Below are 12004 nucleotides of genomic sequence, written 5' to 3'. Positions count from 1 at the left end.
AGTTATCGTATGAAGCATCGTTCTACCATATTTGGGGAACAAAGTGTTTCAAAATAACGAGCAAAAATTGTTTCATTCTACTTGACGGTCACATCTCTTCTATGTCGTTTAATAACTTCCAAGTCATATTGTGAAAAGGTATAATAGATTTCCAGTTCTCGTTCGGTCATATCAGATGGAATCCGTACAAATTCAGCTCTTTGTTCTGCTGTAAGTAATTCTTTCCCTCTGGATGCCATTTCCTCCCCAACCATCCTTTCGTATTCAAAGACTTATTCCTTTTCTAAATATCGATAAACAGTTGTTCGGGAAACACCCCACCTTTGAGCAATATCCGTAATGGGGGTCCCATTCGCCACTAATGTCTTTAACATTTCTAACTCTTTCTTATCTAACTTCTCTGGTCTTCCACCTAATCGTCCTCTGGCTCTTGCTGCAGCACGACCAGCTGCCGAGCGCTCGTGAATAAGATTTCGTTCAAATTCAGCAAAAGCCGCAAAAAGATGAAACATAAGTTGTCCCGTTGCACTAGCCTTGTCCATCGTAATATTTTCCTGTAGGCTATGGAAACTGATACCTCAGGAAGAAAATAAGCCAGATCCATTAATGATCTCTTCGCTAGACATTAACGTTGTTTCATATATCGTTTTATTTTGCTTTTTCATAAAGGACTGGACGACCTCATAACCTACTGCGTAACCAGCACAAAAAGAAAGGCCTACAGGTTGATATCCTTCTTGTTTGGCAATTTCATCACCAAACATATAGCTACTTACCTCAGCAAATCCTTTTAGGTTTAAAGCCTCTCCAATAACATAGGTTGAATACTCTAAATCGTCTTTGTGCATACGAGTCACCCAAGGTCCTAGCTGTTCTGTTCCATACAGTTCTTTTGCAAACGAATCCGCCAAGCCTTCTATGACAAGATAATCTCCCACTGTTACATTTCCATGATCCCAATCAAAATAAGAAAAACGAATATTGTGATGGAACTCATGAGCAATAACAGCAGGAATTTTAGGTAAATTGTAATCATTTGGATAAATATTCACAGTAATAAATCCAGGAATACCACCAAATCCTGTATAGCCCTTCTGAAGTTTCAATTTATATGGATCCGCAACATACAATCCAAATTTTATTTCATCGGCATTCACTTTCAAACCTGCCTTATTAGCTTTTTCTATACAGTTTTTGATAGTATTCTCTGCTACCACAAAGGCATTATTATCTTTTAAGATAGATAGTCCTTGTTGAATTTGTTTATCGTTAGAAATATCTGCGTAACCTAGCATTTTCGTAGCCATTAAAACATCATAACCATTTTCTTGTTTTGCTTTTATAGGAACGTTTATTAAATTCCACATTTCCTTAAATGTCGTCATCATTGTATTACGAAAATAATTTCTTCTTTCTTCCAAATCCGTAATTGCAAGTAATTCTTCGTATTGTTCTATTGTGTTAACTAATTTATAGTTCATGCTCATTTCAATCACCTCTTTCGTAAATATCTAGTATTGTAATTTTGAAGCAACTTTATATTCTTCATAAGATTTTCTTCGGAGTCAGTTAAGTCCAAATGAAATAATATATTTTCTAGATCTGTAATCATTTGAGTCATGTCATTTTTAATACAGGTTAATGAAGGTTGTCGGTCTATTAAATCTTTAAGTTTATAACCTGTTATCTTTGCAGCGAGAATTTGCACAATTTTTTCGAAGTCTGACTTGAATAAAACCAATTGACCGTTATCATTCTTATTTGCTTTCAATAAATTTAAATTAGAATAGTATCGTATAGAGCGTTCAGTAAGTCCAGTTATTTTATAAACTTCCCCAGTTGTAAACAGCGTAATTCACCTCCACATTACAAGGTTAAGGTATTACGCAACGTTAATGTCAAATAAAAAATGGGCTTTTACTTTAGTGTACAATAAGAAAGCCGATACTTCCTTAACGTAGGAAAAATCGGCTTTCTTTATGTCGAAATTTGCTTAGCGTATGTTTTGCGCTTTTTGTTGGTAGGACCCCTATAAAGGGATTGGGCTTTTCATTTCTCTACAAAAAGCACCCTTTTCCAGAATACCTGAGGTAACCTATTTCCTTTAGTGTTATTGTTCAGTTTGAGTACACCCTGATTATTCATTTATGAATGTTCTTAAACTAAGGTTGAAGGTGTTTAATAAGAGTTGTTCAAATAAATTAATACATAAATAAAGAAGAGCCACTTTAAAAGCGACCCTTCCTTTAGCTATATATTTATATAGCTAATTACGGTGCTCAGAAACAGAAAAAAATCTCTAAATGTAATTGTTTCAAACGAAATCCGGATATTAAGAGATATCCTTATCTTCATTGCCAGATCCACCCTTTAGAGGAGGGCGTGTTTACGTAGTATGTATGCGCTACGTGCCACCTCCGACGAATACACCGTCATTGGTAATACATTTGGGATACAGTAGAACAAGGCATACATAATCCACTCCATCCTAAGATTAACAATGTACTAAAATTATAACATTTTACAATTTGAAAGAAAGATATTTTGTATAAGTGTCATAACTTAAAAGTATTGACACTTTTTTTAGCACTTAATTATCAAGGCATTGAAAGGTATCATAACTTAGCGTCAAAAATAAAACTATAATATTCTTCAACAAACGGGCCATTTAATGGCAAACTCGATACGCTAAATGTAAAAAACTTTTGACATAAACAAAGTTTTTCTGTAAGGTTAAATGGAAAGAGTTTTTGACATTATTAAGAGGTGATTACATTGGATTTTATCAGAGCAGTTGTGCCACTTTTAGTAGGCTTAATTATTTTCTTTATTATCGGTTGGGCTACTGGTACAGATGAATATGGCGGGGTTAAAACAAAGGATGATGAGCGTTCACAATTGATTAAACAAAAAGCGATTGTAAGCAGTTGGTTATTACTCCTTATGTTTTTCATTATTAACTTTGTCTTTGATTTTTTCAATTTAAATGATGAGCGTTTATCATTGGTTCCGTTTGTCTATCCAGAATTACTTTATTTGTTGATTGCGGTTATTAGTTATTTTGTATATTACTGGATTTATAGTCGTCGGATGAGCAGCAATGAAAAATAAAATTTTAGAACATCGCAAGGGAAAAGGCTTTACACAAGATGCACTAGCAAAGAAATGCAATGTATCAAGGCAAACAATTAATGCTATTGAAAATGACCGATATGACCCTACCCTACAACTTGCATTTAAAATAGCGAGAGTACTCAATACAACAGTTGATAACGTTTTTAAGCCATAGCTTGTTTCTTCCACAACAGGGCGCGATAATTTAATATCGCGCTTTTTTGCTGAAAAAAATCATTGTAAGGGTTATTCCTTTTTGAAATAATTGGTATTAAGTTAGAGGGCAGGATTCTGAAATAAGCCACATAGGGGCAAAGTGGAATAACGTTAGGTAAATATAAAAGTTTTTCTATTAAACAAATAAGTCGATCGTTGAAAGAAGGGAATATAAATTATGAATTCCGACAAACAAGATAAAAATCAACGGCTGAGAATGGCTCAAAGTTTATACAGAAAGAAGAAACATAAAAATGTAAGAAGAGATGAAGGTAGCAAGATATGGACAATAGTTTTTTGGATGTCTGCCTTGATTGGGTTTTTAACTCTTATTGTTAGTGAGATATTCTTCATTGATCGAGGTGTACCACTACCTGAAATTCTTTCGAAGCTAGCCGCAACCTTTCACCGAGTTTTCTGATCGATATTTTAAAATGTTAAAACTAGGTCGCTTCATCCTTGGGGAGATAGTTATTCCATTAATGGTGCTTTAACGGAATAAAGGAAACTTTATCAATTTGGTTATCTTCTAATTCAAGCATCCTCCCTTTGCTAGTTCAAGAAAAGGGAAGATTAAAGGAATAAAGTAAAGGAGTGGATGGTGGTGTCGGGTCAATCTATAATGACTCTTTTATATTTATCAGTATCAGTGGTTTGGTTAGCCACAAAAGGACGGTCATTGATAAAAAGGAATAGTGGCTATTATCTTCCTATCATTGCCTTTGGTATAGGCTCAGCGATGTTGGTTCTTGGAACAATTTATACAAAAGGTTGGGAAGCAATGGGGTTTATGCTCTGGGGGGTAATTGTTACAGCAGTAAGCCTCATTATTTTTCTTGTTGTCTTCATTTACGAAGAAACAAATGCACGTAAAGGCTAATTAAGTAAACCTATTCTGTTAAAGGAGGCGAATGTTAAAAATGGCTTTCGCCCTTAGTTCTTTTTCTCAGAAACTGGTGGACGGTAAGAGGTAAATTTGAATAGTAACTAGAGGACTTGCATACATCTCTATAAAGGGGTCCTACCAACAAAAAGCGCAAAACATACGCTAAGCAAATTTCGACATAAAGAAAGCCGATTTTTCCTACGTTAAGGAAGTATCGGCTTTTATAGTTGCTTTGGAATTTAAAGTTTGGCCATTGCTGTGATCCATCCTTATGCCATTAAAGCGCCCGTTAGCAGTAACTATTTAATTCACTTTTTTAACGTAGTTATCATGACTACAATAAAACTCCCCCTACAAGTGGATTTTTCATTATAAAAACAAGACGTTTATGTTGACAAATAAATTTACTTATGCTATAATTTACAGTTAAATTTATATTGTGTATAATAAGATTCTCCTGGCCAGGGGAATCTTATTTTTGTTATCTGGGAGGATCAATGTATGGAGAAAAACGAATCAAGTTTAACTTCCTTAATATCAGCTTTTGGTCGAGCATACCACAGTAAATATGACACACCAAAGATTTTTGATGATTATATTGCAAAAGATTTAATTACCCAAAAGGAATTTGAGGATATTCGTAAAAACATGATTCAAGGAATTCAATTTTTTAATCACGAAATTGCTATAAAGTTTCAAGATCAACCCGATGAAATATTAAAATGGATTACACAAGTCCAACTCTCACCAACTCCATTAGCACGTGCTGCCTATTGTGAAAAAGTATTGTTCCATGAGATAGTAATAGGTGCTGAACAATACGTTATTCTAGGAGCTGGATTGGATACATTTTGTTTTCGGAACCCAGAATTAGACACTAAGTTGGAAATATTTGAAGTTGATTATCCGTCTACACAAGCTTTTAAAAGGAATAGGCTAGCCAAATCTAATTATCAAATTCCGGATAACCTCCACTTTGTTCCAATGGATTTCACCAAAGATATTATCCTACAAAACTTTATTGATGAGGGTTTTCAACCAAACAAAAAAACTTTTTATAGTCTTTTAGGTGTTTCCTATTACTTAACAAAAGAGGAAATTTCTAATTTAATTAAAGAATTATTTGCAGAGATTCCATTAGGAAGTTCCATCGTTTTTGATTATGCAGATGATAAACTATTTGGAGAAAAAGGAGTGTCTAACCGAGTTCAGAATATGGTGCAAATGGCATCAGCTAGTGGCGAACCAATGAAATCATGTTTTACTTATGATGAAATAGAAAAATTGTTAGAAGATGCAGGATTACTTATTTACGAACATTTATCACCCGATGTTATAAATAATCAATTCTTTAGCGATCGTTCGGATTATTTAAAAGCATTTGAAACGATTCATTACATCCATGCTGTAAAAAAGTAATTGCTTGATAATACTAGCTGACTCTCCAATCCTCTATACGATTGGAGGATCAGCTTATTATTATTCAACAATATTGGCCCGTTTGTTGAATTGTCGCAATTTGGCTTCCCAACGTAATTGTATCAACAGTGGCCATTTCATAATGCCACCAGCCTTGTGGCACATTGGCTGCTTGCCCGGGCGTAATCGGAAAGTTAAGGATTTGTTTAATAAACGGATTCAGCATAGATACAGTGGCAACACCGGAAATACAATAGACTAACTCGGCCGCATTTTGGTGATAGTGCGGCTCTACGACGTTATGAGTACTTAAGAAAATGTCCAATAGAGATACATTCTCGAGTGTGTTCAACTGTTTTATGCCTAATACGTTAATATAGTTTTTACTGCCTTTTCGGAATAAGGGGCTTTTATTGACGTCAAAAGCGTACTGAGTCGATGGGGATGCATAATCCATATATATGAAACCATCCGTTTTCTTCACCTCATTTATTAGATGTAAACATAAACCTATTGGCATGTTATGCGCCTATATTTAATTAGGTATGAAGGATTAAATTCTAGGGATGGAGTTTGGACTAGTATAGACACATAAAAGAGCTCACTTCAGCGTGAGCTCTTTTATGTGTGGAGAGTGTATAAATCTGAACCTGCTTTTAGTCTTTTTGTGATTGTTGAATGGTTCTGGTAGGCAAACTCCATCCGAGCCGATGTGAAATTCCTCGCAGCATCAACGTAACAGCAAAGAGAATATAGTATTGATAGGCCTCAGATACCCACTCCATCCCTATAATAAACCCGGCAAAAATGGCCCATAAGAGGTAGACATCCTGCCGTAAAACAATCGGCTTTTTCTGGGCCAGCACATCGCGAATAATCCCTCCGCCTGCACCGGTTATGGCAGCCGAGAACATAACAGCAAGCAGCGGTAAATCAATGGATTGTGCGTACATAGCCCCCTGAACAGCAAAGGCTGACAAGCCAATGGAGTCAAAAATACTCCATTTTGTTAGAAAGTGAACGGCGCTGCTTGGCAATAGGATGACGATAGTTATGGTAATGATGGCAACAATGAAAAGAGCGGTTTGCTGCCATAACTCTATGATCGGAATACCAATAAAAAGGTTTCTAACGGCTCCGCCGCCAAATGCCGTAATTAATCCTAAAACATAGGCACCGATAATATCATATTTGACTTCCAGCGCAACAACTGCCCCGCTCATCACGAAGGCAATGGTGCCGATCACGTTCAATACATCCCAAACCATACAACTCCCCCTAATCAGTAAGTATTCATGCCCTTTAGCTAAGAGTGTTGCTTATATTTCATTAACTTTGCATTAAAATAATTTCTATTTGTCAAGATATTTGCCGTAAGAAAATTACTGTATTTTTATTGAAAATATGGTAAATGCAAGTCTTTCAGGGCATAAAAAAACCCCCTTATAATTAGGTTTGGTCAGTTCTGTCCAAATCTCTAATTACAAGGAGAACCCATGGACAAGGATACCATAAAAACCACAATTAATGAACTATTAAATGAATTGAATGAACACACTTTTACAAAACTGATCAATACAATCAATGTAGATAAATATGTGAAGAAACTTACAGCCTACAAGTTCTTACAGCTTATCATCGTTGCCCAGATCAACGAGTTTGACAGCCTGACACATCTCGCCAAAACTCTTTGAGAAAGTGTTCCATCACCTCGTCTTGAAAATTCAGTCCCAGATGAAACAATCTCCGATTGTTCGAAACATAGGAAAGCTTCACGTAATCGATTCATCAACCATGAGCATGAGTATCACTCAGTATCCATGGGCAACATTCCGGAAAACAAAGGCGGGTGTCCGGCTTCATTTGAGAGTCGTTGTGACAAAGGACCTTACGGTCCCTGACAAGGCAGTTCTGCTGCCAGCCAAGCATGCAGACCGAACTCAAATGAGCGAGTTAATCGAAATTGATTCCGATGCACTTTACCTTTTTGACCGGGGATACGTGGATTACAAGCAATTCGAACAGTACTGTTTTGAAGGTGTTCGATTCATCACTAGATTGAAAAAGAATGCTGAAATCGAAATAGTTTCTGAACAGATACCCGATCCTGAAAACCTGATTTATCAGGATGCCGAAATCTTCCTTGGAAACAGCCAGAATAAGACAAAGATGCAACACAGTCTCCGTTTAATCAGAACTAAGGATTCCGAAGGCAATCCTGTGGAGATTGTCACAAGCTGCTTCGATATGACTGCGAAGGAAATCGGAGATCTCTATCGATACAGATGGAAAATTGAGACTTTTTTTAAATGGATGAAACAGCACCTCAAAATCAAATCCTTTTTTGGGAAAAGCGAAAATGCTGTCTACAACCAAATCTGGATTGCCCTTATCACATATTGTCTTGAGGTGTTGCTTCAGCTAAAGTTCAACCATGCAGGCACTCTTCTCGAACTGAAAAGATCTTTAGAAACCTATCTCTTTAAAGGGCTTGATTCATTTATTCGTTCCCTTTTCCGTAAGCCTTTACGCCAATCAAAGGGCAGAAAAAAATACGACTGGGAGAAGGAATTCACCTTTATTGAATGCCAATTTTCAGAAGGTGAGGTGGAGCATCTTAATGATTTGACGATTGATCCATTGTATTTATAAAAAAAGGAAATAATTTACCAATTGTGGATAAGGACTGACTATTGCTTCCTTATCAACCTTTTTAATTTTGAAAGGGAAAGTATTCGACTGAATATTCAGTTAAATACTGAAATCTCTCAAAAATTAGGATTTGACAATTCGGAAAAGCTTTTATGCAATGTTAATGGCTTAACGTAGAAAAATCAGGCTTTTACCTTCTAAAAAATTCCTTAGCGTATTATATCTGCGTTTAGTCGGCAGTACCCCTTTATGGTTTCATCCATGGCAATGCTGTTTATTTGAAGAACATTTTTTTCGCTTTCAACATTTTGGACTCTGGTTATAGGGGTATTAAATCTGTTTTTGACAGCTACAGTTTCATTTTCGTGATTCTCTGTGTTTCTTGTATTTTGTACTAAAAACAGTAACCCTATGGATAAAAGAATAAGTATTGAAACGGTAACCAATAAGGCCCTTTGTAAACGCTAGAATATAATTGACAGTTTTTGCTTAACGTAATTTTACACTTTTGCTTCAATAAGCTAGAACTCTAGTAAAATAATAGAAGGTGTTATTTTACTGGGGGGACAGCGTTTTGGAGGAGAAGCTAATGCTTTATTTAAATATTCAACAATTACATCAACGGAAGTTTAAAGTATCTCAAATTGCACAGGAGCTCAAAGTATCAAGACCAACCGTTTATAAATATTTAAAAATGACATTTGAAGAGACAAAAGCATACATGGAACAACTTCAAGGCAAAGGTAAGAAGTTGGATCCCTACAGGGATTGGATTATCGCTTGGCTTGAAGAATACCCTCATCTCAGTGCAGCACAAATCCACGATTGGCTCTTAGAGCGTTATCCCGATTTAGTTGTTGGCGAGAGTACAGTAAGAGCCTATGTGAAAGAGATGCGGGAGATTTATCAGATTGACAAAAAAGTAATCATTCGGCAATATGAAGCAATCCCTGAACAACCTATGGGTAAGCAAATCCAGGTGGATTGGGGAGAAACGAAACAGAAGACAACTGAAAAGAATGAAATTAAACTATATTTCATCGCTTTTGTCTTAGCTCACTCTCGATACAAATACATGGAGTGGCAGGGCCGGCCTTTTACAACAAATGATGCCATTCAATGTCATGAAAATGCATTTCAATTTTACGGAGGACGTACAGAAGAAATTGTGTATGATCAGGATCGTTTAATTACAGTAAGTGAAAATTCAGGTCAGCTACTTTTAACTTCTGAGTTTCAAAGCTATGTAAATGAGCGTAAGTTTAAAGTTCATTTATGTCGTAAGGCAGACCCAGAATCAAAAGGAATGATTGAGAACGTTGTAAAGTACATAAAGGGAAATTTCGCAGATAGCCGAGTATTTAGCAATATTGAAGATTGGAATAACCGTGCATTACAGTGGCTACATCGCACTGGAAATCAACATGTTCATCAGACAACGAAAAAAAGACCAGCTGAAGTGTTCCCCGTCGAAAAGCAACACTTACAGCCCGTCTCTTCACCACTCTCACATGAAAGCGTCATTACCCCAAGTTATAACAAGGAATATTAGTAAGGACAATACAATACGGTTTAAATCAAACCGTTATTCCGTTCCTCTCGGAACGTATAGTGCAGCCTCTGATAATGAGGTTTTTATTGAAGTCACTTCGAGCCAACCGCCAACGCTGATTATCCGTAAACAGTTAGATGGAGAAGTAATTGCTGAACATAGCATTAGTAATGAAAAGGGAAAGCTCATTCAACATCTACATCATATCCGGGATCGCTCAAAAGGTATTGAAGAGTTTAAGCAACAACTGGTTTCACATTTTGAAGATCAGAAACGTGCAACTTCTTATTTAAATGAAATTTGTTTAAGATACCCACGGTATCGGCGTGATCAGCTCATAATCATTCAAAACACCATTGAGAAATATCCAATGTGGATTGAAGCCACCTTGACTAAATGCATCATAGATAAACTTTACAGCGCCAATGACTTTCGAGATATCGCAAACCACCAAAATGCATTACAAACTGAATGTACCCAAAAGGTTAAGCCTCCCTTTATAAAACATTCAGGTAAAGACAACATTATAGTGACAACTCGCTCTCTTACTGCTTACACAAGTATTTTAGGGGGTGAACCACAGTGAATAAAACTGTAAATGACTTGCAGGAGCACTTTCGCCAATTAAGGTTATCCGAAACAGCTGAGGAGCTACCAAAGCTCCTACGTGAGGCTGAAAAATCTTCTTGGACGTATTTAGAATTTCTTGAATCTATCACACGTTACGAACTTAGAAAACGCGAAGTAAAAAGTTTAGAAAGAAGAATGAAGTGGGCGCACTTCCCTTACGTGAAGTCACTAAGTGAATTTAATTTAGAAGAGCAAACAGCTTTAACGGGGCGCCAATTGACCCAGCTCGCAGAGCTAAACTGGCTTGAGCAGCAGTATAATTTAATTTTATTGGGACCGCCAGGTGTTGGTAAAACATTTTTAGCAATCGGTTTGGGAATTGAGTCTATTCACAGAGGTTTCAACGTCTATTTCGTAACTATGGGTGAGCTTATTCATCTTTTAAAAACGGAAGAATTTCTAAATAAATCAAAAGTGCAGCTAAAGCGATTAAGAGGCGCCGATCTGGTCATTATTGATGATTTAATGTACATGGCAATGGATCAACGAGAAGCGAATTTGTTTTTTCATTTAATTAATCATTTGTATGAACGAAGTTCCATCATTCTCACATCTAATAAAAGCCCTGAACAGTGGGGTGAATTAATGGGAGATCAAGGAATTACCACTGCAATTTTAGATCGTTTACTCCATCGTGTAGAAGTCATTCATATGGATGGAGGTAGTTATCGAATGAAACATCGAAAAAGTGTATTTTCAGCAGAAGTGTAAAAAGCAAATAAGCAAAAAATGTAAAATTCGACTTGACGTCTACAGCACACCGTTTGAAAACAAACGGTGTGCCTTATTGCTGTTAATATTTATTCATCTATATTATCTGGATCGTTTACATCTTTAGGATCTTCAATGGGTTCTTCTGCATCAGGGACTAAATCAGCTTCATCATCTTTATTTTCATCTATATTATCTGGATCATTTACATCTTTAGGATCTTCAATTGGCTCTTCTGTATCTGGGTCCACATCATTTTCATCTATATTATCTGGGTCATTTGCATCTTCAGGATCTTCAATGGGTTCTTCTGTGTCAGGATCTACATCCACTTCAGGTGGTGGTGGATCCTTATCCTCTTCTACATTATTACACCCCAATAACATGATGGCAGATAGAAAAACTGCTGTTAATAGCCTTAACCACTTTAGATTCACTTTTATCGTCCTCTCTATTGGTTGTTTACTTTCAATATTATCTTCTCCTTCCACTTTTTTATACGAACATTTTAACTTAACATCAATAAAATTAAGGTCCTTAATCACCAAACAGTAGCGGCCTAGGTGTCAGGAATTGAAGATAAAAAATGTAGTATAGAGGAAAAGAGGCTTCTATCAAAAAAATGGTGCCATTTATCAAATATAATTACATAACTGTGGGTTTTTGGTCATTTAAAATCAGGATAAAATTGGAAATTATAAAAAATATTCTTATACATCATTCCACTAGTGTTGCACTAATTTAATTTCAATATTAAAAAGACCCAAAATCTTCACTAATTTTATTTTGTGCAAAGAAAAAGTCCTTTATAATGGATAAGTCAG

General features: G+C 36.1%; 11 protein-coding genes and 4 pseudogenes. 8 read left to right on the top strand and 7 right to left on the bottom strand.

What is annotated here, in order from left to right; all coding sequences use genetic code 11:
- Positions 1-92: 92 nt before the first annotated feature.
- From QY97_RS20160 to QY97_RS21205, 4 genes and pseudogenes are all read right to left on the bottom strand, one after another.
- Positions 93-239 (bottom strand): annotated as a pseudogene (locus QY97_RS20160) (DUF4158 domain-containing protein); the annotation flags it as partial.
- Positions 240-272: 33 nt separating this feature from the next.
- Positions 273-578: pseudogene (locus QY97_RS17955) on the bottom strand (recombinase family protein); the annotation flags it as partial.
- Complete coding sequence (locus tag QY97_RS17950) at positions 579-1481, bottom strand: DUF2268 domain-containing protein (protein WP_039234840.1); 903 nt, start codon at positions 1479-1481, stop codon at positions 579-581.
- Between the two features lie 11 nt (positions 1482-1492).
- Complete coding sequence (locus QY97_RS21205; RefSeq protein WP_408606299.1) at positions 1493-1849, bottom strand: MerR family transcriptional regulator; 357 nt, start codon at positions 1847-1849, stop codon at positions 1493-1495.
- Between the two features lie 926 nt (positions 1850-2775).
- On the opposite strand from QY97_RS21205, the gene QY97_RS17940 reads away from it, so the two are divergent.
- From QY97_RS17940 to QY97_RS17920, 4 genes are all read left to right on the top strand, one after another.
- Positions 2776-3111 carry a hypothetical protein gene (locus QY97_RS17940; RefSeq protein ID WP_083965914.1) on the top strand — a complete coding sequence of 112 codons (336 nt, stop codon included), beginning with the start codon at positions 2776-2778 and terminating at the stop codon, positions 3109-3111.
- The gene (locus QY97_RS17935) at positions 3101-3289 is read left to right on the top strand and encodes a helix-turn-helix transcriptional regulator (RefSeq protein ID WP_039234819.1); all 189 of its coding nucleotides are present in this window, start codon (positions 3101-3103) and stop codon (positions 3287-3289) included. The genes QY97_RS17940 and QY97_RS17935 overlap by 11 nt, the downstream gene beginning before the upstream one ends.
- Before the next feature lie 645 nt (positions 3290-3934).
- Positions 3935-4210: a hypothetical protein gene (locus QY97_RS17925; protein ID WP_125444188.1), complete on the top strand. Its 276-nt coding sequence runs from the start codon at positions 3935-3937 to the stop codon at positions 4208-4210.
- A 507-nt stretch (positions 4211-4717) separates the two neighbouring features.
- Positions 4718-5635, top strand: coding sequence for a class I SAM-dependent methyltransferase (locus QY97_RS17920; RefSeq protein ID WP_039234814.1), 918 nt, complete (start codon positions 4718-4720; stop codon positions 5633-5635).
- Between the two features lie 109 nt (positions 5636-5744).
- Here the strand turns inward: QY97_RS17920 and QY97_RS17915 are convergent.
- Positions 5745-6092: pseudogene (locus QY97_RS17915) on the bottom strand (cupin domain-containing protein); the annotation flags it as partial.
- A gap of 199 nt (positions 6093-6291) precedes the next feature.
- Positions 6292-6903 carry a trimeric intracellular cation channel family protein gene (locus QY97_RS17910; protein ID WP_039234812.1) on the bottom strand — a complete coding sequence of 204 codons (612 nt, stop codon included), beginning with the start codon at positions 6901-6903 and terminating at the stop codon, positions 6292-6294.
- Positions 6904-7131: 228 nt separating this feature from the next.
- Between QY97_RS17910 and QY97_RS20900 the strand changes: the two genes are divergently transcribed.
- The 4 genes and pseudogenes from QY97_RS20900 (at position 7132) to istB (ending at position 11180) form a co-directional block, all read left to right on the top strand.
- On the top strand, positions 7132-7329 hold the full coding sequence (locus QY97_RS20900; protein WP_039234811.1) for a DUF4372 domain-containing protein: 198 nt from the start codon (positions 7132-7134) through the stop codon (positions 7327-7329).
- A 40-nt stretch (positions 7330-7369) separates the two neighbouring features.
- Positions 7370-8287, top strand: a complete 918-nt coding sequence (locus QY97_RS17900) for an IS4 family transposase (RefSeq protein WP_232506380.1) — start codon at positions 7370-7372, stop codon at positions 8285-8287.
- Positions 8288-8876: 589 nt separating this feature from the next.
- Positions 8877-10425: pseudogene (gene istA, locus QY97_RS17895) on the top strand (IS21 family transposase).
- Positions 10422-11180 (top strand): IS21-like element helper ATPase IstB, encoded by a 759-nt coding sequence (gene istB, locus QY97_RS17890; protein WP_039234809.1) that lies wholly within the window; start codon positions 10422-10424, stop codon positions 11178-11180. The pseudogene istA and the gene istB overlap by 4 nt, the downstream one beginning before the upstream one ends.
- An 89-nt stretch (positions 11181-11269) precedes the next feature.
- On the opposite strand, the gene QY97_RS17885 is transcribed toward istB, so the two are convergent.
- Positions 11270-11728 (bottom strand): hypothetical protein, encoded by a 459-nt coding sequence (locus QY97_RS17885; protein ID WP_232506378.1) that lies wholly within the window; start codon positions 11726-11728, stop codon positions 11270-11272.
- Positions 11729-12004 lie beyond the last annotated feature (276 nt).

The organism is Bacillus thermotolerans (assembly GCF_000812025.2).
GTDB lineage: Bacteria > Bacillota > Bacilli > Bacillales > Domibacillaceae > Quasibacillus > Quasibacillus thermotolerans.
Note: the sequence above shows the minus strand (reverse complement) of the source record. Positions and strands in the feature narration are given on the sequence as shown.

What these genes read in the sequence shown, in the direction of transcription:
- QY97_RS17950 (WP_039234840.1), bottom strand. Translation starts at nt 1,481, where the DNA reads ATGAACTATAAATTAGTTAACACAATAGAACAATACGAAGAATTACTT.
- QY97_RS17935 (WP_039234819.1), top strand. Translation starts at nt 3,101, where the DNA reads ATGAAAAATAAAATTTTAGAACATCGCAAGGGAAAAGGCTTTACACAA.
- QY97_RS17920 (WP_039234814.1), top strand. Translation starts at nt 4,718, where the DNA reads ATGGAGAAAAACGAATCAAGTTTAACTTCCTTAATATCAGCTTTTGGT.
- QY97_RS17910 (WP_039234812.1), bottom strand. Translation starts at nt 6,903, where the DNA reads ATGGTTTGGGATGTATTGAACGTGATCGGCACCATTGCCTTCGTGATG.
- QY97_RS20900 (WP_039234811.1), top strand. Translation starts at nt 7,132, where the DNA reads ATGGACAAGGATACCATAAAAACCACAATTAATGAACTATTAAATGAA.
- QY97_RS17900 (WP_232506380.1), top strand. Translation starts at nt 7,370, where the DNA reads ATGAAACAATCTCCGATTGTTCGAAACATAGGAAAGCTTCACGTAATC.